Here is a 20,980-nt window from a genome sequence, read left to right on the forward strand (position 1 = left end):
TCAGGAGCGTTTCGATGAGTGTCGATGAAAAGCGTATTCGCGAATTTGCCTACCAGATCTGGGAGTCAGAAGGTAAACCCGCCGGCCAGGAAGACCGCCACTGGGAAATGGCTCGCAAGCTGGCCGAGGCCGAGGCCCTGGCACCCAAAGCCGCACCGCGCAAGCGGGCCCCTGCCAAACCCAAGCCGGCAGCCGAGCCCAAGCCGCCGGCCGAACCCAAGGTAGCGGCACTGCCGGGGGTTAAACCCGCGGCGGCGAAGAAACCAAGGGCGGTCAAAAAGCCAACTGCCGGTTAAACCGGTTTCGGCCACTTCGCGGCCTGCCCGCTCCCCCATGATCGCCACACGGCTGGCGGTCGTGGTTGCTTCACGGGACCGGGCGCCACCGATAGGGCACCTGGGCAGCACTGCATCACTTCCATACCTTCCACCACGGCCATTTGAGGATTGCCATGAGCCCCCGTACCCCAAAGAAAACCCGCTCGGTTGCCCCAACCCGCATCCGCGAAGGCCAACCCTTTCCCCTCGGCGCCACCTGGGATGGGCTGGGCGTCAACTTCGCCCTGTTTTCGGCCAATGCCACCAAGGTCGAGCTGTGCCTGTTCGACGCCACCGGCGAGCATGAGCTCGAACGCATCGAGCTGCCCGAATACACGGACGAGATCTACCATGGCTACCTGCCCGATGCGCACCCTGGCCTGGTGTATGGCTACCGCGTCTATGGCCCGTACGAGCCGCAAAACGGTCACCGCTTCAACCCCAACAAACTGCTGATAGACCCTTATGCCAAGCAGCTGGTCGGCGAACTCAAGTGGTCAGAGGCACTGTTTGGCTACACCATCGGCCACCCCGACGACGACCTGTCGTTCGATGAACGTGACAGCGCCCCCTTCGTGCCCAAGTGCAAGGTGATCGACCCGGCCTTCACCTGGGGCCGTGACGAGCGCGTTCAAGTACCTTGGGAGCGCACCATCCTCTACGAGGCGCACACCCGCGGCATCAGCATGCGCCACCCCGCCGTGCCGGAGGAGCTGCGCGGTACCTTCGCCGGCTTGGCCAACGACGAATTGCTCAAGCACATCAAGGACCTGGGTGTTTCCAGTATAGAGTTGCTGCCGATTCACGCGTTCGTCAACGACCAGCACCTGCTGGACAAGGGCCTGAACAACTACTGGGGCTACAACAGCATCGCCTTTTTCGCGCCCCACCCGCGCTACCTGGCCAGCGGCAAGATCGCCGAGTTCAAGGAGATGGTCGCGCACCTGCACGACGCCGGGCTGGAGGTGATTCTCGATGTGGTCTACAACCACACCGCCGAGGGCAATGAACGCGGCCCGACCCTGTCGATGCGCGGTATCGACAACGCCTCGTACTACCGCCTGATGCCCGATGACAAGCGCTACTACATCAACGACTCCGGCACCGGCAACACCCTCGACCTGAGCCACCCCTGCGTGCTGCAACTGGTCACCGATTCGCTGCGCTACTGGGCTGGCGAAATGCACGTGGACGGCTTCCGCTTCGACCTGGCGACCATCCTTGGCCGGTACCATGACGGCTATAGCGAGCGCCACGGCTTCCTCGTGGCCTGCCGCCAGGACCCGATGCTGAGCCAGGTCAAACTGATTGCCGAGCCGTGGGACTGCGGGCCGGGCGGCTACCAGGTGGGCAACTTCGCCCCCGGCTGGGCCGAATGGAACGACCGCTTCCGTGACACCGTGCGCGCCTTCTGGAAAGGCGATGAAGGCCAGCTGGCCGACTTTGCCGCGCGCATGACGGCCTCGGGCGACATGTTCAACAACCGCGGCCGCCGGCCGTACTCCTCGGTCAACTTCATCACCGCGCACGACGGTTTTACCTTGCGCGACCTGGTGTCGTACAACCACAAGCACAACGAAGACAACGACGAAAACAACCAGGACGGTACCGACAACAACCTGTCGTGGAACTGCGGCGCCGAAGGGCCGACCGAAGACCCGGCCGTGAACGCCCTGCGCATGCGCCAGATGCGCAACTTCTTCGCCACTTTGCTGCTGGCCCAGGGCACGCCGATGATCGTGGCGGGCGACGAGTTCAGCCGCACCCAGCACGGCAACAACAACGCCTACTGCCAGGACAGTGAGATCGGCTGGATCAACTGGGACCTCGACGAGGAAGGCAAAGAGCTGCTGGCCTTCGTCAAGCGCCTGACTCGCCTGCGCCTCACCTACCCGGTACTGCGCCGCTCGAGGTTCCTGGTCGGCGATTACAACGAAGCGATCGGGGTCAAGGACGTGACCTGGCTGGCACCGGATGGCGGCGAGATGACCGTGGAACAGTGGGAAGACCCGCACGGCCGCTGCCTGGGCATGCTGATCGATGGCCGCGCGCAGGTCAGCGGTATTGCCCGGCCCGGTGCCGAGGCAACCGTGCTGCTGATCGTCAACTCGCACCATGATGTGGTGCCGTTCAAGCTGCCGACAGTACCGGATGGCGATCACTGGAACTGCCTGATCGACACTGACCGGCCCGAACTGCGCAAGGGCCAGCACCTGCAGTTCGACAGCACCTTCGAGGTGAAGGGGCGCTCGATGGTGTTAATGGTGTTGCAACGCGAAGACGAGTGAACCGGGCAGGCGCGGTGGGCAGGTGCCCGCCGCGGCCTCTTCAGTGCCTGTGAGATCGAACGCCGCCACTGTCAAAGCGTGGCGCTAGCAATCATTCTTCATAGCGCCCGTGCGGGAAATAGCAAACGCCGCTATAGCCGCACGGTTTTTCTTTTGAATCAGCGCCTTGGTCACCCCCACAAAAGGTGAACGGGCCTTTCACGTTTTCTTGACGCAAGCCCTCCCCTCTCCTTAGCTGAAGATTACCGAGCAGTAAAAATCTCGCGCCGAGCCTCTAGCGCGCGCCTTTGGGCGCGTATGCCGAAGCGGGCGTGCTGGTTTGGGTCGCCCTCTGTTTTGCCGTACAGCCTGTGACAACAGACCAGGTCCTCAAGCTGTACTTCACAAGAGAAAAGGAGACCCGCCATGAAAACCACTTCGAGCCCCGTGCGCATCGACCGTCTTTTCTACGCGGTTTCCACGTCGCTGCTTCTGGCAACCCCGGTGGAAACGTTCGCGTATGAGAGGTCCCAGCTTTATCCGCCTCTAGCCCGCAACGGCACGCAAGCGCCCGAACCGTTCGCAGCGCCCGACCTGCAGCTGATGACCGGCCCCGAGTTGTTCGTACGTGCAACGCCAGCAGGCGATGTGCAACGCGCCGGGAGGGTGGTCGGCCACAACAACCTGCAAAGCAGCTTCAATGGCATGCGCCCGCTGTTGGGCGACAAGCCGCGCAATACCGCGCAACTGAGCGGGGAAAGCCAGGGCATGTACTGGAGCATGGCCCACGCGCAGGGCTGGCACCTGGATGCCGTGGCCGTGGGTTCGCGCATCGAGGTGGATGGCGGGGGTGACACCGGCCAACGGCCGGGCGACAGCGGCCACGCGATGACCTTCTCGGTGGAGGGCGGCTATCCGATCCCACTGGCTGGCAGTTGGGTGATCGAACCCCAGGCGCAATTGATGAACCAGCAGTACTTCCCCGGCAGCCAAGGGCAGCACGCAACCCGGCAGGCCTTCGACAGCCAGCCCAGCTGGAGCGGCCGCGTCGGCGCCACATTGTCCGGGCGCTATGAAATGCGCGGCATGCCTCTGGAGCCTTATGTGCGGACCAACGTGTGGTATGACTTCAGCAACCCTGACGAAGTGAAGCTGGAACAGGTCGACAAGATCTCCAGTTCGCGCTTTTCGACAACGGTGGAACTGGGCCTGGGGCTGGTGGCGCGGGTAACGCCCTCGGTGGCCATGTTCGTCAGTGCCGACTACAGCAGCGATGTGGATGGCAATGACCTCAATGGGCTGATTGGCAGCCTTGGGGTGCGCATGCGGTGGTAGCCTGCGCTGGCCCTGGCGCCGGCAAACCAGCGGCAGGGCCAGCACAGCAGGTGCATCAGGCGGGCTTCATCACCAGCACACCCAGCGGGGGCAGGTTCAGGGCCAGCGACTGCGGCTGGCCGTGGCTGGCGATGTCTTCGCTGTGCACCAGCCCAAGGTTGCCGACATTGGAGCCGGCGTACATCTCGGCATCGCTGTTCAACAGCTCCTGCCAGCGCTCGCCGAACGGCACGCCAATGCGGTAACCCTCACGCGGAACCGGGGTGAAGTTGGCGACCACCAGCACGGGTTCGCCACTGCTGCTCCAGCGCAGCCAGGCAAACACGCTGTTCTGCGCATCGTCACCGATCAGCCACTGGAAGCCCTGTGGCTGGCAGTCCTGCTCATGCAACGCAGGCACCTCGCGGTACAGCCGGTTGAGGTCACTCACCAGGCGCTGCACGCCTTGGTGCTCAGGGTACTGCAGCAGGTACCAGTCCAGCTGGCTATCGTGGTTCCACTCCCGCCACTGGCCAAATTCGCAGCCCATGAACAGCAGCTTCTTGCCGGGGTGGGCCCACATGAAGGCCAGATAAGCGCGCAGGTTGGCGAACTTCTGCCAGCGGTCGCCGGGCATCTTGTCGATCAGCGAGTGCTTGCCGTGTACCACTTCGTCGTGGGAAATGGGCAGGATGAAATGCTCGGAGTAGGCATACACTAGGCCAAAGCTCATCTCGTTGTGGTGGTGGGCACGGTGGACCGGGTCGTTCTGGATATAGTGCAGGGTGTCGTGCATCCAGCCCATGTTCCATTTGTAGGCAAAGCCCAGCCCGCCCTGCTCGATCGGCTGGCTGACCCCGGGCCAGGCGGTGGACTCCTCGGCGATGATCAACGCCCCCGGCGCCTCATGGGCCGCCACACCGTTGAGGTGGCGAATGAAGTCGATGGCCTCGAGGTTTTCGCGCCCGCCGTGGCGGTTGGGCACCCACTCGCCGGCCTTGCGCGAATAGTCTCGGTACAGCATCGAGGCCACCGCATCGACGCGCAGCCCGTCGATGTGGAAATGCTTCAACCAATGCAGCGCAGAGGCCATCATGAACCCGCGCACCTCATTGCGGCCCAGGTTGTAGATCAGCGTGTTCCAGTCCTGGTGGTAGCCTTCCAGCGGGTTGTCGTACTCGTACAGGGCCGTACCGTCGAAACGCGCCAGGCCATGTTCGTCTGTGGGGAAGTGCGCCGGTACCCAGTCGAGCAATACCCCAATGCCGCCCTGGTGGCAGGCATCGATGAACGCGGCGAAGTCCTCGGCACTGCCGTAGCGCGAGGTGGGGGCGAACATCGACAGTGGCTGGTAGCCCCAGGAACCGCCGAACGGGTGTTCCATGATCGGCAGCAGTTCAATATGGGTGAAGCCCAGCGCCTGCACATACGGCACCAGGCGCTCGGCCAGTTCCCGCCAGTTGTAGTAGCGCCCGACCTCGCCGGCCTCGTCCATTTCGCAGCGCCAGGAGCCGGGGTGCAGCTCATAGATCGACAATGGCGCGTTGTACGCATGGCGCTGCGCCCGTTGCGCCATCCAGTCGTGGTCTTGCCAGGCATGGCCCAGCTCACCCGCTACCTTGGACGCCGTGCTCGGCGGCAATTCGGTGGCGCGGGCCAGGGGGTCGGCCTTCAACGGCAGGATGCCATCCTTGCCGAGCACTTCGAACTTGTAGGTTTCACCCACGCCCAGCCGTGGGATGAACAGCTCCCACACCCCGGCACCATGGCGCAGGCGCATCAGGTGGCGGCGCCCATCCCAGTTGTTGAAGTCGCCCACCACCGATACCCGCCGGGCGTTGGGGGCCCACACCGAAAAGCACACCCCGTCGACGCCCTCGACCTGCACCGGCTGCGCGCCGAAACGCCCGGACAGGTCGCGGTGGTTGCCCTCGGCAAACAGGTGCAGGTCCATGTCGCCCAGTTGCGGACCGAAGCTATACGGGTCCTCGGTCACCTGCTCGCCACCGGCCCAGCCGATCTGCAGCAGGTAAGGCTGTGCTGTATCGAGGTGCGCGGTGAACAAGCCTGGCAGGCTGCCCTGCGCCATTTCGGTGAGGAGGCGCCCGTCTTTGCGGGCAAGAATGCGCACATTCAGGGCGCCGGGGAGGAAGGCGTTGACCACCTGCCCGCCTGCGCCGTCGTCATGGGGGCCGAGTACCGCAAATGGATCGGCGTGTTCGGCGCGGGCCAGGGCATCGAGGTCCCGTTGCCGAAGGCCGCCGTTTTCACGCGTTGTTACGTTCATTCTGACTCTCCCCAGGTACTGATCAGTCCATGCAGGCCATGCAAAGGCACGGCCAGCCAACTCGGCCGATTCTCGGCTTCATAAGTAATTTCGTAGGCGGCCTTTTCCAGGCAGAAAAGCTCCAGTGCAGCGCGCTCGCCTTCCGCCTGCTGCCAGGCGTGGGGCATGGCAGCGGTGGCCAGGCCGTACGCCTCGACAAAGGCATGCCGCGACTGGTGCAGGTACTGCCGGGCCACCCGTTGCCGGGCTTGCCGTGCCGCGTCGGAAAGGTCCACCGTAGACGCGCTGCGCAAGATCATCGCAGCAGCATAGTCGAACGACCGCAATACGCCGCTGACATCTTTGTAGGGGCTGTGTTTGGCCCTACGTTCTTCCAGGGGTCGGGCCGGCTCACCCTCGAAATCGATCAGGTAGGCATCACCCTGCACCACCAGCACCTGGCCCAGGTGCAAGTCACCGTGCACGCGCATCAGCAAGCCGCCCTCGGCCTGCTCGGCCAACTGGCGAACATGCTCGACCAGGCCGTCACGCTGTTGCTGCAGGTCGTCGACCAGCGCCTGGCTGTCGTGGTCCAGGTGGTCGCGGTGCTGCGCCAGCAGGTCGAGGGCATGGGTCAACTCGGCACTGATCTGGGTCACCCAGCGTTCGCGGTCGTGGGCATCGCTGGGCCGCGGCTGGAAGGCCGGGGCATCGGTGGGTGCTGCCAGCAACACGTGCATCTCGCCCAGGCGCTGGCCGAACAAGGCGGCGAAGGCTGTGAGTTCGGCGAGGGCGTCGGTATGTGCCTCGGTATCCGAACGGGTGGGCTCCATCTGGTCACGGATGGCGCGCTCCAGGGTGTTCTGGGTCCAGGCCCAGGCGTCGCCCTGGTTGCTCAGGTAGCCTTGGGCGATCATCAGCAGGTGCGGGGCTGCCTGCGCATCTACGCGGCTGACCCAGGCCAGCAGTGGTGAAATATTGGCAAAGCCGGCAGCGGTCAGGTAGGCGCTCATTTCAAGCTCCGGGTGAATGCCCGGGTTGACCCGGCGGATCAACTTGAGCACCACGCGGTCGCCGATGACCACCGAGCTGTTGGACTGTTCGGCGCTGAGGTAGCGCACCTCGCTTTCTTCATTCAGCCCCAGGCCGGCCAGTTGCTCGGTGCTGTCGAAACGCAGCTCGCCGTCAGCGTCGCCGCACGCCAGCCGCGTGCTTTCCTGGCACGCACGCAATACGGCGCGGATGAACGGCTCAAGCACGAACGCATCGGTAATCAGACCCACCTGATGGGCCCGGCGCACCCGGGACAACGCCAGTTGCTGTGGCAGCGCACTGTTGATCTGCTCCTCGGGCAGCAGCCCGAACGGCAATTGATAACGGGTGGCCACGCCGTCACTGAGCACTTCGAGCTCGCTGAGTAATACCGGCGTAGTGGCGGTGCCGAAACGCACGCCATAACACAGCCGTACCTGGTCTATGGGCCCTTCCTTGCCCGCGAACCAGCGCCGTTTCGGCAGGTACTGGGGCAGGATGTTGGTTTGCAGGGTGTCGCTGGCAGGCGCCGCCAGCAGTTCTTCCATGCGTTTGCGCAATACCAGCGTAATCAATTCGGGTAACCCCTCGGTGGGCTGGGCGTGCCAGCTGGGCATACGGTCGTGCGAAGCCAGCAGGAACCAGTAAAAGCCATAAGGTGGCAAAGTCAGCAGGAACGGCAGCTGACCGATCGGCGGGAACGCACTGCCGCCGAGCATCTCCACCGGTACTTTGTCGGCGTACTGTGACAATTCCAGTTCTGCCGCCTGGGCGGCGCGGGAAACGTTGGCCACGCACAGGATGACCTCGGTGTTGCCATCGGCATCGGTGTATTCGCGAATGTAGGCCAGGATGCGCCGGTTGCTGGGGCTCAGCGTGCGCAGCGTGCCACGGCCGAAAGCCTTCTGCTGCTTGCGCACCGCCAGCATGCGCCGGGTCCAGTTGAGCAGCGAGTGCGGGTCGTGGCTTTGTGCCTCGACGTTGACCGTCTGGTAGCCATACAACGGGTCCATCACCGGGGGCAGCACCAGGCGCTGTGGGTCGGCGCGGGAAAAACCGCCATTGCGGTCCGGCGACCATTGCATCGGCGTGCGCACGCCATCGCGGTCGCCCAGGTAGATGTTGTCGCCCATGCCCAGCTCGTCACCGTAGTACAGCGTGGGCGTGCCGGGCATCGACAGCAGCAGGCTGGTGAGCAGTTCGATGCGCCGGCGGTCACGCTGCAGCAAGGGCGCCAGGCGCCGACGGATGCCCAGGTTGATGCGCGCGCGGCGGTCTTCTGCGTAGTAGTTCCACAGGTAGTCGCGCTCGCGGTCGGTGACCATTTCCAGGGTCAGCTCGTCGTGGTTGCGCAGAAAGATCGCCCATTGGCAGTTGGCCGGGATCTCCGGGGTCTGGCGCAAGATGTCGGTGATCGGGAAACGGTCCTCCATGGCCAAGGCCATGTACATGCGCGGCATCAGCGGGAAATGAAAGGCCATGTGGCATTCGTCGCCGTCGCCTTCGCCGAAGTACGGGCGGGTGTCCTCCGGCCACTGGTTGGCTTCGGCAAGCAGCATGCGGTCTGGGTAGTTGGCATCGATCTCGGCGCGAATGGCCCTGAGCACCCCGTGGGTTTCAGCGAGGTTTTCGTTGTTGGTGCCATCGCGTTCGATCAGGTAAGGGATGGCGTCCAGGCGCAGCCCGTCCACGCCCAGGTCGAGCCAGAAGCGCATCACCCCGATTACCGCCTTGAGCACCTGCGGGTTGTCGAAGTTGAGGTCTGGCTGGTGCGAGTAGAAGCGGTGCCAGAAATACTGGCCTGCCACCGGGTCCCAGGTCCAGTTGGACTTTTCGGTGTCGAGGAAAATGATGCGGGTGCCATCGTACTTCTGGTCGTCATCGGACCATACGTAAAAGTCGCGCGCCTTGCTGCCGCGTTTGGCGTGGCGGGCGCGCTGGAACCAAGGGTGCTGGTCGCTGGTGTGGTTGATGACCAGCTCGGTGATAACCCGCAGGCCACGCTTGTGCGCCTCGGCGATGAAGCGCCGGGCATCGGCCATGCTGCCGTAGTCGGGGTGCACGGCCTTGTACTCGGCGATGTCGTAGCCGTCGTCGCGCCGCGGCGAAGGATAGAACGGCAGCAACCACAGGGTGTTGACGCCCAGCTCGGCGATGTAGTCCAGCTTGCTGATCAGGCCGGCGAAATCACCGATGCCATCGTTGTTCGAGTCGAAGAACGACTTGATGTGCAACTGGTAGATGACAGCGTCCTTGTACCACAGCGGGTCGTCGATGAAGGCTGCCGGGCGGGAACGCTTGGCCATGGGTGACTCCTTGCATGTCTGTGGACCGTGTTGGCTGGCGTTGCGGCTGCCGTGCAGCCTATTTGCCGGCGATGGGCCGCGAGGCGGCCCGGTACCTATGCCCTAACCGGCCTTTTCGATACGCCAGATGCCGAATGGTTGGTGCCAAGGTTCGATGCGCATGAACTGGGTCTTGCCGTACCACGACCAGCGGTGGCCATTCATCAGGTCTTCACCCTGGGTTTGGGCGTTGTCATCGAGCCCCAGCTCCCACAGCGGCAGCTCGAAGTGCGCCTCCTGGGCGTTGTGCGGGTCTAGGCTGATTGCCACGAGGATGTAGTTGTCGCGCTCGGGCGTACGCTTGGCGAAGTACAGGATGTTGTCGTTCCAGCAATTGAAGAACGCGACGCCGAGGTGGGTTTGCAAGGCCGGGTTCTGCCGGCGGATGCGATTGAGCTGGGCGATCTCGGCAATGATGTTGCCGGGCTGGCTGAAGTCGCGCGGGCGCAGCTGGTATTTCTCCGAGTCCAGGTATTCCTCCTTGCCTGGCAACGCGGCGCTTTCGCACAGTTCGAAACCGGAATACATGCCCCACAACCCTGAGCCCATGGTCGCCAATGCCGCACGAATGAGGAAACCGGCACGGCCGGAGGTGTGCAGGAAGAACGGGTTGATGTCGGGGGTATTGACGAAGAAATTGGGGCGGTAGCACTGGCTCCATGGCGGCTGGTTGAGTTGCTCGAAAAATTCGCGCAGCTCTTGCTTGGTGTTGCGCCAGGTGAAGTAGGTGTAGCTTTGCGCATAGCCGACCTTGCCCAGGCGCGCCATCATGGCAGGCTTGGTGAACGCCTCTGCAAGGAAGATGACCTCCGGGTACTGGCTGCGCACATTGGCGATCAGCCATTGCCAGAACGGCAGCGGCTTGGTGTGCGGGTTATCGACGCGGAACGTCTTCACGCCTTCCTCGACCCAGCCCACCACCACATCGCGCAGCGCCAACCAGAGGCTGGGTACTGCTTCGGGAGCATAGAAGTCGACGTTGACGATGTCCTGGTATTTTTTTGGCGGGTTCTCGGCATAGCGGATGGTGCCGTCCGGGCGCCAACTGAACCAGCCCGGGTGCTGCTTGAGCCAGGGGTGGTCCTGGGAGCACTGGATGGCGAAGTCGAGGGCAATTTCCAGGCCGTGCTCGGCAGCAGCAGCCACCAGGCGGCGGAAGTCTTCGCGGCTGCCCAACTGCGGGTGAATCGCTTCGTGGCCACCCTCTGCACTGCCGATGGCATACGGGCTGCCCGGGTCACCCGGCTCGGCCGTGAGCGCATTGTTGCGCCCCTTGCGGTGCTGCAGGCCAATAGGGTGAATGGGCGGGAAGTACAGCACGTCGAAGCCCATGTCACGGATCATCGGCAGCCGCTGGTGCACATCGTTGAAGGTGCCATGGCGCTGCGGGTCGTCGGTGATCGAGCGCGGGAACAGTTCGTACCAGCTGGCGAACTGCGCAGCCGGGCGGTCCACATCGAGCGGGAATTCGCGGCTGCGGGCCAGGTAGCTGCGGTGCTCGGCCTCGGCCATCAGCCGGGCGGTGCGCGGGTCCAGCAGCAGCGCCACCTGGTCATCACTGCCCACCTCCGCCAGGCGCTGCAGCACGGCCTCAAGCTCGTTGCGCACGGCGCCATCGCACAGGGCAATGCCCTGGCCGAGCATCAGCCGCCCCTCTTCCAGCTCCAGCCTGACCTCGACGCCGGCGTGGTACTTTTTTTCCAGGTCGTGGCAGTACGTGGCGAACGGGTCTATCCAGGCCTGAATGCCGAACAGGTGCGGCCCCAGCTCGGTGGGGGTGAACTCGGCCAGCCACAGGTCGTTGCCCGCCGACTGCATCGGCACCGAGTGCCAGCGCTGGCTGTGCGCCGGGCGCCAGTTGAGCACCACGGCCAGGCGGTCGTGGCCATCGCTGTAGACCTTGGTGCTGACGGCAACCGGTTGACCGCTGATGGCCTTGGCGGCGAAGGTGCCGGCGTCGAGCACCGGCTGGGTGTCCTCGATCACGATGCGTGGGGCCAGCAGCGCCTGGGCCAGGCTGATGGCCTGGTCAGGGTGATCGTTGGCCATTGGCACGCTTTCAAAAAGCTCGTTTCGTGACATCGACCTTGCTCCCTCAGGCTGGTGGCGGTAAGGGTTCAGAGCCGGGCGCGGGCGTGAGGGTTCAAAAAAAACTGAGCGAATCGCAGCTGGCCGAAGTCTAAGCCTGCAGTACCTCTTCAAACCACCCACGCGAGGTCAGGCCATGAACATTCCAACACCACCGGAAACCCCCGATCCGAACATCGACGACCCGAGCTTGCCGCCGCCCGTGCCGGAGCAAGACCCGGACGAGTTGCCGGTCAAGCCAACCGAACCGCCGACGGTGGGCGACCCGCCGAACCAGGAACCACCGGTGAAAGCCTAAGGGTAGACCAGGTTACCGACCTTGCCGCCCGCAAGGTCGGTGCAGGCGGGCAACTGCCGGTGCGGGTAAACCGGGCAGCCTGGTCCGTCAACCCGCGCCATCGGCACCGAGTTCGGCGATGCTGATCTCGCGCATGCGAAACTTCTGCACCTTACCGGTTACCGTCATCGGGTATTCGTCCACGAAACGGATATGCCGCGGCACCTTGTAGTGGGCTATGCGTGCGTTGCACCAGCATTGCAGTTCTTCGGCGGTGGCCGTGTGGCCAGGGTGCAACTTGACCCATGCGACGATCTGCTCGCCATAACGGCTGCACGGAATACCGATCACCTGGGCGTCCGCCACTGCCGGGTGGGTATAGAAGAATTCTTCCAGCTCGCGCGGGTAGATGTTCTCGCCACCGCGAATGATCATGTCCTTGTTGCGCCCCACGATCCGCACGTAGCCGTGTTCGTCCATCACCGCCAGGTCACCCGAGTGCATCCAGCCGGCCGGGTCGATGGCTGCCGCGGTACCCTCGGGGTTGTCCCAGTAGCCGAGCATCACGCTGTAGCCGCGCGTGCACAGTTCGCCGATCTCGCCGCGCGGAACGATACAGCCGTCAGCGTCCACCAGCTTGTTTTCCAGCTGTGGCTGCGTGCGGCCAACGGTGGTAACCCGTAGCTCCAGCTCATCCTCTGGCCCGGTTTGCAGCGAAACCGGGCTGCTTTCGGTCATGCCATAGGCGATTTGCACCTCGGCCATGTGCAACTGGTCGATCACCCGGCGCATCACCTCGATCGGGCAGGTGGCCCCTGCCATGATGCCGCTGCGCAGGCTGGAAAGGTCCACCTGGGCGCGTAGCGGGTGGTCGAGCATGGCGATGAACATGGTAGGCACGCCATAGAGAATGCTGGCACGCTCCTCGGCCACGGCACGCAGGGTGAGTTCGGCATCGAAGGCATCGTTGGGGTAGATCATGGTGCTGCCGTGGGTGATGCAACCCAGGTTGGCCATGACCATGCCAAAGCAGTGGTACAGGGGCACCGGGATCACCATGCGGTCGCGCTCGCCCAGGCCCAGGCTTTCGCCGACCATGAAGCCGTTGTTGAGGATGTTGTAGTGGCTCAGGGTGGCGCCCTTGGGTGCACCGGTAGTGCCGGAGGTGTACTGGATATTCACCGGTTGGTCGAACTGCAGCCCGCTTTGGCGGGCCAGGTAGGCTTCGCTCGAGGTTTGCCCGGCCAGCCCGGCCAGGGCTTGCCATGCCAGGAAACCGGCCGGCGGGTTGGCTGCCAGGCTGATGACCCCGCGCAGCTCGGGTAGGCGCTGGCTGGCCAGTGCGCCCGCGGGAGCGCTCGCCAGCTCTGGCACCAGCGCCTGAACCATGGCGTGATAATCGGAGCCTTTGAAAGCATCGGCGCAGACCAGCCAACGGCACCCGGCCTGGCGCAACACGTATTCCAACTCACCCACCCGGTAGGCCGGGTTGATGTTGACCAGAATCGCCCCGACCTTGGCGCTGGCCAGTTGCAACACGCACCATTCGGCGCAGTTGGGTGACCAGATGCCCAACCGGTCGCCGCAGTTCAGGCCCAGCGCCATCAAGGCGCGGGCACACGCGTCGACCTGTTCGGCTAGTTGCCGCCAGCTGTAGCGCACGCCCTGGTGGCGCGAAACCAGGGCTTGGCCATCGGCGCAACGCGCCACGGTGGCGTCGAAGGCCTGGCCGATGGTCTGGGTCAGCAACGGCTGGTCCTGGCGGCCGCGGGTATAGCTTGGTTGACTCATGGGTGTCCCTTCTTGTGGTTGTTCTGGGCACGGCTGAAGCAAGCGGAGATACTCTGGCGCAGATTTACGTTTACGTAAAGGTGACGATCAGATTGACACCCGGCCTAAGCCAGGTTTACGTTAACGTAAAGGTGATGAACAACGCCGATCCTCAGGCGTGAAGCCGAACCCTGTAGGAGCGGCGACAGCTCCATGAGCTACGGTGTAACCCATTTCAAGAACAACAAGGTGCCCCTGCATGCATTACCCCACCCTGAACTTCGCCCTGGGCGAAACCATCGACATGCTCCGTGACCAGGTGCGCACCTTCGTCGCCGCCGAGCTGGCCCCGCGTGCCGCGCAAATCGACCATGACAACCTGTTCCCTGCCGATATGTGGCGCAAGTTCGGCGACATGGGCCTGTTGGGCATCACCGTGTCGGAAGAATATGGCGGCGCCGGCCTCGGCTACCTGGCCCACGTGGTGTCCATGGAGGAAATCAGCCGGGCCTCGGCGTCGGTGGCACTGTCCTACGGTGCCCACTCCAACCTGTGCGTCAACCAGATCAACCGCAACGGCAGCCACGCACAGAAACTCAAGTACCTGCCCAAGCTGATCAGCGGCGAGCACATCGGCGCGCTGGCCATGAGCGAGCCCAATGCCGGCTCCGACGTGGTGTCAATGAAGCTGCGCGCAGAAAAGCGCGGCGACCGCTACGTACTCAATGGCAGCAAGACCTGGATCACCAACGGCCCCGACGCCAATACCTACGTGATCTATGCCAAGACCGACCTGGACAAGGGTGCCCACGGCATCACCGCGTTCATCGTCGAGCGCGACTGGCCAGGCTTCAGCCGCAGCAACAAGTTCGACAAGCTGGGCATGCGCGGCTCCAACACCTGCGAGCTGTTCTTCGACAACGTCGAAGTACCGGAAGAAAACATGCTCGGCCAGCTGAACGGCGGCGTACGCGTGTTGATGAGCGGCCTGGACTACGAGCGCGTGGTGTTGTCGGGCGGGCCGACCGGCATCATGCAAAGCTGTATGGACCTGGTGGTGCCGTACATTCACGACCGCAAGCAGTTCGGCCAGAGCATCGGCGAGTTCCAGCTGATCCAGGGCAAGATCGCCGACATGTACACCCAGCTCAATGCCAGCCGCGCCTACCTGTATGCCGTGGCCCAGGCCTGTGACCGTGGCGAGACCACGCGCAAGGACGCTGCCGGGGTCATCCTGTACACCGCCGAGCGTGCTACGCAAATGGCCCTGGAAGCCATCCAGATCCTTGGCGGCAACGGCTATATCAATGAATTCCCGGCTGGCCGCCTGCTGCGCGATGCCAAGCTCTACGAGATCGGTGCCGGCACCAGCGAAATCCGTCGGATGCTGATCGGCCGCGAACTGTTCAACGAGACGCGCTGATCTGCGCCAGGGGTCATGATGATTCTCAAGTCACAGCTCAACACCAATGCGGCGGATTATGCCCACAGCCATGCCGCCATGGCCGCCCAGGTCCAGGCCCTGCGCGGCCTGCTGGCCCAGGTCGCCCAGGGCGGCGGGCCCAAGGCTCAGGAACGGCACACCTCCCGCGGCAAACTGCTACCACGCGAGCGCATCGACCGCCTTCTGGACCCGGGCTCGCCGTTCCTCGAGATCGGCCAGCTGGCGGCCCACGAGGTCTACGGCGAGGACGTGCCGGCTGCCGGGGTGATCGCCGGCATCGGCCGCGTAGAAGGCGTGGAATGCATGGTCGTGGCCAACGACGCTACGGTCAAAGGTGGCTCGTACTACCCGCTGACGGTGAAAAAGCACCTGCGTGCGCAGACCATCGCCCAGCAAAACCGCTTGCCGTGCATCTACCTGGTGGACTCGGGCGGTGCCAACCTGCCCCGCCAGGACGAGGTCTTCCCTGACCGCGAGCACTTCGGTCGGATCTTCTTCAACCAGGCCAACATGAGCGCCCAGGGCATCCCGCAGATCGCCGTGGTGATGGGCTCGTGCACTGCCGGTGGCGCCTACGTGCCGGCGATGGCCGACGAAGCGATCATGGTGCGCCAGCAGGCGACCATTTTCCTCGCCGGCCCGCCGCTGGTCAAAGCCGCCACGGGCGAAGTGGTCAGTGCCGAGGACCTGGGCGGGGCCGATGTGCACTGCCGTACCAGCGGCGTGGCCGACCATTACGCCGACAACGACGAACACGCCCTGGCCATTGCCCGGCGCTGCGTGGCCAACCTCAACTGGCACAAGCTGGGCAAGCTGCAACGCCTGGCCCCGGTGGCACCGCTGTACGCCGCCGACGAGCTGTATGGCGTGGTGCCCGCCGATGCCAAGCAGCCGTTCGATGTGCGCGAAGTGATCGCCCGGCTGGTAGACGGCTCGCTGTTCGACGAATTCAAGGCGTTGTTCGGTACCACCCTGGTCTGCGGCTTTGCCCACCTGCATGGCTACCCGGTGGCGATCCTGGCCAACAACGGCATCCTGTTCGCCGAAGCGGCGCAAAAAGGCGCGCACTTCATTGAGCTGGCCTGCCAGCGCGGTATCCCGCTGCTGTTCCTGCAGAACATCACCGGGTTCATGGTGGGCAAGAAGTACGAGGAAGGCGGTATCGCCAAGCATGGCGCCAAGCTGGTGACCGCCGTGGCCTGCGCCCAGGTGCCGAAATTCACGGTGATCATCGGCGGCAGCTTCGGTGCCGGCAACTATGGCATGTGCGGCCGTGCCTACGACCCACGCTTTTTGTGGATGTGGCCGAACGCGCGGATCGGTGTGATGGGCGCCGAGCAGGCCGCCGGTGTGCTGGCCCAGGTCAAGCGCGAGCAAAGCGAGCGCAGTGGCCAGCCGTTCAGTGCTGAAGACGAAGCCAGGCTCAAGCAGCCGATTCTCGACCAGTACGAACAGCAGGGCCACCCCTACTACTCCAGTGCCCGGCTATGGGACGACGGCGTCATCGACCCGGCGCAAACCCGCGACATACTGGGCCTGGCACTGTCCGTTGCGCTGAACGCGCCGATCGAAGCGAGCCGCTTCGGCATTTTCCGGATGTGACCCATGAGCGATTTCAGCACCCTCGAAGTGATTCGCGACCCCCGCGGCTTCGCCACCCTGTGGCTTAGCCGCGAGGACAAGAACAACGCGTTCAACGCGCAGATGATCCGCGAGCTGATCGTCGCCATCGATCGGCTGGCCGACGATACCGGCTTGCGCTTCGTACTGTTGCGCGGGCGTGGCCGGCACTTCAGCGCCGGTGCCGACCTGGCCTGGATGCAGCAGTCGGCGCAGCTGGATTTCAACACCAACCTGGATGACGCCCATGAACTGGGCGAACTGATGTACGCCCTGCACCGGCTCAAGGTACCGACCCTGGCCGTGGTCCAAGGTGCGGCGTTTGGCGGGGCACTGGGCCTGATCAGTTGCTGTGACATGGCCATTGGCGCCGAAGACGCCCAGTTGTGCCTGTCGGAAGTGCGCATCGGCCTGGCCCCGGCGGTGATCAGCCCGTTCGTGGTCAAGGCCATCGGCGAGCGTGCCGCGCGCCGCTATGCCCTGACTGCCGAGCGCTTCAGCGGTATACGGGCCCGCGAACTGGGCCTGCTGGCCGAGGTATACCCCGCCACTGAGCTGGACGCACAGGTGGCGCTATGGGTGAACAACTTGCTGCAGAACGCCCCGCTGGCCCTGCGTGCCACCAAAGAGCTGCTGCGTGAAGTGGACGACGGCGAACTCAGCCCGGCGCTGCGCCGCTACTGCGAGAACACCATCGCCCGTATCCGCGTCAGCGCCGAAGGCCAGGAGGGCCTGCGCGCCTTCCTGGAGAAACGCCCACCCGCCTGGCAAACCGCTGAGACCAAGGAGCCGCGCCCATGAGCCGCCCCGCTTTGACCACCCTGCTGGTCGCCAACCGCGGCGAAATCGCCTGCCGGGTGATGCGCACCGCCAAGGCCATGGGCCTGACCACCGTCGCCGTGCATAGCGCCATCGACCGTGACGCGCGGCATAGCCGCGAGGCAGATATCCGCGTGGACCTGGGCGGCACCAAGGCCGCCGACAGCTACCTGCTGGTCGACAAGCTGCTGGCTGCAGCCAAGGCCAGCGGTGCCCAGGCCATTCACCCAGGCTACGGTTTCCTGTCCGAGAACGCAGGCTTCGCCCGCGCCATCGAGCAGGCGGGGCTGATTTTCCTCGGCCCACCGGCCAGCGCCATCGACGCCATGGGCAGCAAGTCGGCGGCCAAGGCGTTGATGGAGGCCGCCGGGGTGCCCCTGGTGCCCGGTTACCACGGCGAAGCCCAGGACCTCGACACCTTCCGCGACGCGGCCAGGCGCATCGGCTACCCGGTGCTGCTCAAAGCCAGCGCTGGCGGTGGGGGCAAGGGCATGAAGGTGGTCGAGGAGGAAAGCCAGCTGGCCGATGCCCTGGCGTCGGCCCAGCGTGAGGCGCAGGCGTCGTTCGGCGATGCACGTATGCTGGTGGAGAAGTACGTGCTCAAGCCGCGCCATGTGGAAATCCAGGTGTTCGCCGACCAGCACGGCCATTGCCTGTACCTCAACGAGCGCGATTGCTCGATCCAGCGCCGCCACCAGAAGGTGGTCGAAGAAGCCCCCGCCCCCGGCCTGTCGGCCGAACTGCGCCAGGCCATGGGCGAGGCGGCGGTACGGGCGGCGCAAGCGATTGGCTATGTCGGTGCCGGTACGGTGGAATTCCTGCTCGACGCCCGTGGCGCGTTCTTCTTCATGGAAATGAATACCCGCCTGCAGGTGGAGCACCCGGTCACCGAGGCCATTACCGGCCTGGATCTGGTGGCCTGGCAAATTCGTGTGGCGTGCGGCGAGGCCCTGCCGATCACCCAGGACCAGGTGCCGCTGATCGGCCATGCCATTGAAGTTCGCCTGTACGCCGAGGACCCGGCCAACGAGTTTCTGCCGGCGACCGGCACGCTGGCGCTGTACCGTGAATCGGCAGCTGGCGAAGGCCGGCGGGTGGACAGTGGCGTGAGCGAAGGCGATGCGGTGTCGCCGTTCTACGACCCGATGCTGGGCAAGCTGATTGCCTGGGGCGACAACCGCGAACAGGCACGCCTGCGCTTGCTGGCGATGCTCGACGAATTCGCCATTGGTGGGGTGAAGACCAACCTCGCGTTTCTGCGGCGCATTCTGGCGCACCCGGCGTTCGCCGCGGCGCAGGTGGATACCGGCTTCATTGCGCGGCACCAGGCCGCGTTGCTGCCGGCACCACAGCCGCTGCCGGTCAGTTTCTGGGAGGCCGCAGCCGAAGCCTGGCGGCAGGGCCTGGCCGGGCAGCAGCGCGAAGATGACCCCGGTTCGCCATGGGCCGAGCGCAGCGGCCTGCGCCTGGGCCTGCCCGCGCGCAGTAGCCTGCACTTGGTCAGTGCTGGCCAGGACCACGCTGTGGGCCTGGAGCACAGTGCGGCGCCCACCTGGCAGTTACTGGGCGAGCAGTTGGTGCATGACCACGACGGCGTGCGTCGCCAGCACCTGGCGATGCGCCGGGGGGCTACGTTGTACTTGCAGTGGGGCGGCGAGATGCATGCTATCGAAGCCTTCGACCCGATCGCCGAGGCCGAGGCCAGCCACGGTCACCAGGGCGGCTTGGGCGCCCCCATGAACGGCAGTATCGTGCGGGTGCTGGTGGCGCCGGGGCAGCGGGTGGAAGCCGGTACCGCGCTGGTGGTGTTGGAGGCCATGAAAATGGAGCACAGCATTCGCGCGCCTCATGATGGCACGGTGAACGCGTTGTTCTGCCAGGAAGGGGATATGGTCAGCGAAGGGACGGTGCTGGTCGAATTGGCGGAGTGAGTTGGCTGGGGGTTGAGTGTTCGCCATACCCTTTGCAGCGCCTGTGAGACCGAGCGCCGCCCGCGCGGCGCATCGCGAGCTGCGCTCGCTCCTACGTTTGTTTCGGGCCAGTTATGCCTGGGGGATTTGCGCGCGCCCCCTTTGGGCATGGCACGATATCGCGCCGTACGAACAAGGCGGTCGCGCGCGCCTGTCACAGGCCATACTGGCCTGAAACAAACGTAGGAGCGAGCGCAGCTCGCGATGCGCCGCGCGGGCGGCGCTCGATTTCACAGGCGCCATACTGATCAAGCCCTACGCTCACCAGCCGCACAACCACCCCCAGAAATTCACAACCGGTCGCATGCGCTGGCCCAGGGCAGCCTGGCCCGAAACAGATGTGGGAGCCGGCTTGCCGGCGATGCTTTGCAGCGCCTGCGAGACCGAGCGCCGCCCGCGCGGCGCATCGCGAGCTGCGCTCGCTCCTACGTTTGTTTCGGGCCAGTTATGCCTGGGGGATTTGCGCGCGCCCCCTTGGGGCATGGCACGATACCGCGCCGTACGAACAAGGCGGTCGCGCGCGCCTGTCACAGGCCATACTGGCCTGAAACAAAAGTAGGAGCGAGCGCAGCTCGCGATGCGCCGCGCGGGCGGCGCTCGATTTCACAGGCGCCATACTGATCAAGCCCTACGCTCACCAGCCTCACAACAACCTCAAAACACCTAGAATGAGCCATGCACCCGCACAACCACCCCCAAGAACTCGCAGCCTTCCTCGCACAACAAGGCCGGGTAATTACTGTTCAATGCCTTGAGATACCGCTGCCCACCCTCCTCGGCCAATTCACGAAAAATCGCCGGTTTACCTGGCTGACGCGCAATCACCAGACGCCCAGGTACAGCTTGCGCCCCAGGGTCCACCAGCATTCGCATGCCCTGCGGCACACTGCGGCCACTGATAGCACTCATCGCATCATTTTCCACCGTCAGCCAGAACGCCTTCCCCTGAGCCAGGTAATCGGTCTGCTCGAACTCAGCAGGCTCCGCGATCTGGGCACCACCTAGCTGATCCCAACTCAACACCGGATAGCGGAAACATACGATGTATTGCATCAGGTCCAGGTCATCATCATCGTCATCCACCTCGTAGGTACCGCGCTCCTCGCCAACCTGGCCCTGAACGCGCAACTGCAAGCTGACGTGGTAATGAGGCATGCCAATCTCGACGAACGTGCGGTTCATCGACTCGATCTTCGGCTGACGCCTTTTGTTCACCCAATGCCCCACGCTGCCTTGAGACACGCCAACGCGCTCGGCAAGCTGCTCTTGGGTAAGCCCTAGCTCCTCCATCCGGTCACGGACGAGGGCAATCCATTTATCCATATTCATCGCTGGCACGATACGGACTGCCTTCTGGCGCTCAATAAACATTCAGTATTATTTCTTGGTGGCAATTCAAATACTCCAGGTATTAGTATCGGCCTGATCCCTTTCCTTACTGGCATTAGCAG

13 protein-coding genes are annotated in these 20,980 nt (G+C 64.3%); 8 read left to right on the plus strand and 5 right to left on the minus strand.

The window, feature by feature from the left end:
• The first annotated feature begins 14 nt into the window (after positions 1-14).
• From AACG97_RS18835 to AACG97_RS18845, 3 genes are all read left to right on the plus strand, one after another.
• A complete protein-coding gene (locus AACG97_RS18835; RefSeq protein WP_029886657.1) occupies positions 15-296 on the plus strand; it encodes a DUF2934 domain-containing protein in 282 nt (93 codons plus the stop codon).
• Between the two features lie 155 nt (positions 297-451).
• Positions 452-2,605, plus strand: a complete 2,154-nt coding sequence (gene glgX, locus AACG97_RS18840) for a glycogen debranching protein GlgX (RefSeq protein ID WP_054904818.1) — start codon at positions 452-454, stop codon at positions 2,603-2,605.
• Between the two features lie 405 nt (positions 2,606-3,010).
• Positions 3,011-3,919, plus strand: coding sequence for an autotransporter domain-containing protein (locus tag AACG97_RS18845; protein WP_197885763.1), 909 nt, complete (start codon positions 3,011-3,013; stop codon positions 3,917-3,919).
• A 55-nt stretch (positions 3,920-3,974) separates the two neighbouring features.
• Here AACG97_RS18845 and glgB read toward each other — a convergent pair whose 3' ends face one another.
• The 3 genes from glgB to AACG97_RS18860 all read right to left on the minus strand — a co-directional run bounded on the left by glgB (position 3,975) and on the right by AACG97_RS18860 (position 11,623).
• On the minus strand, positions 3,975-6,185 hold the full coding sequence (gene glgB / locus AACG97_RS18850; protein WP_009686378.1) for a 1,4-alpha-glucan branching protein GlgB: 2,211 nt from the start codon (positions 6,183-6,185) through the stop codon (positions 3,975-3,977).
• Positions 6,182-9,502, minus strand: coding sequence for a maltose alpha-D-glucosyltransferase (treS, locus tag AACG97_RS18855; protein WP_125854705.1), 3,321 nt, complete (start codon positions 9,500-9,502; stop codon positions 6,182-6,184). Before treS ends, glgB begins: the two co-directional genes overlap by 4 nt.
• Before the next feature lie 102 nt (positions 9,503-9,604).
• Positions 9,605-11,623 (minus strand): alpha-1,4-glucan--maltose-1-phosphate maltosyltransferase, encoded by a 2,019-nt coding sequence (locus AACG97_RS18860; protein WP_033691098.1) that lies wholly within the window; start codon positions 11,621-11,623, stop codon positions 9,605-9,607.
• A gap of 142 nt (positions 11,624-11,765) precedes the next feature.
• Here AACG97_RS18860 and AACG97_RS18865 point away from each other — a divergent pair, with 142 nt between their 5' ends.
• Positions 11,766-11,927, plus strand: a complete 162-nt coding sequence (locus tag AACG97_RS18865) for a hypothetical protein (RefSeq protein WP_009686375.1) — start codon at positions 11,766-11,768, stop codon at positions 11,925-11,927.
• Between the two features lie 87 nt (positions 11,928-12,014).
• On the opposite strand, the gene AACG97_RS18870 is transcribed toward AACG97_RS18865, so the two are convergent.
• Complete coding sequence (locus tag AACG97_RS18870; protein ID WP_197885428.1) at positions 12,015-13,697, minus strand: AMP-binding protein; 1,683 nt, start codon at positions 13,695-13,697, stop codon at positions 12,015-12,017.
• A 238-nt stretch (positions 13,698-13,935) separates the two neighbouring features.
• Between AACG97_RS18870 and AACG97_RS18875 the strand changes: the two genes are divergently transcribed.
• The 4 genes from AACG97_RS18875 to AACG97_RS18890 are packed head-to-tail and all read left to right on the plus strand — an operon-like array spanning position 13,936 to position 19,490.
• The gene (locus AACG97_RS18875) at positions 13,936-15,099 is read left to right on the plus strand and encodes an isovaleryl-CoA dehydrogenase (protein ID WP_009686373.1); all 1,164 of its coding nucleotides are present in this window, start codon (positions 13,936-13,938) and stop codon (positions 15,097-15,099) included.
• A 15-nt stretch (positions 15,100-15,114) separates the two neighbouring features.
• Complete coding sequence (locus tag AACG97_RS18880; RefSeq protein ID WP_009686372.1) at positions 15,115-16,722, plus strand: carboxyl transferase domain-containing protein; 1,608 nt, start codon at positions 15,115-15,117, stop codon at positions 16,720-16,722.
• A 3-nt stretch (positions 16,723-16,725) separates the two neighbouring features.
• Positions 16,726-17,541: a gamma-carboxygeranoyl-CoA hydratase gene (locus AACG97_RS18885; RefSeq protein ID WP_009686371.1), complete on the plus strand. Its 816-nt coding sequence runs from the start codon at positions 16,726-16,728 to the stop codon at positions 17,539-17,541.
• On the plus strand, positions 17,538-19,490 hold the full coding sequence (locus AACG97_RS18890) for an acetyl/propionyl/methylcrotonyl-CoA carboxylase subunit alpha (protein WP_225786083.1): 1,953 nt from the start codon (positions 17,538-17,540) through the stop codon (positions 19,488-19,490). The genes AACG97_RS18885 and AACG97_RS18890 overlap by 4 nt, the downstream gene beginning before the upstream one ends.
• 702 nt (positions 19,491-20,192) lie before the next feature.
• On the opposite strand, the gene AACG97_RS18895 is transcribed toward AACG97_RS18890, so the two are convergent.
• Entirely contained in the window at positions 20,193-20,900 is a 708-nt protein-coding gene (locus AACG97_RS18895) for a LexA family transcriptional regulator (RefSeq protein ID WP_009686369.1), read from the minus strand.
• Positions 20,901-20,980: the final 80 nt, after the last annotated feature.

The sequence above is a fragment of the Pseudomonas sp. Nvir genome, assembly GCF_963778085.1.
In the GTDB taxonomy this organism is placed as follows: Bacteria; Pseudomonadota; Gammaproteobacteria; order Pseudomonadales; family Pseudomonadaceae; genus Aquipseudomonas; species Aquipseudomonas juntendi.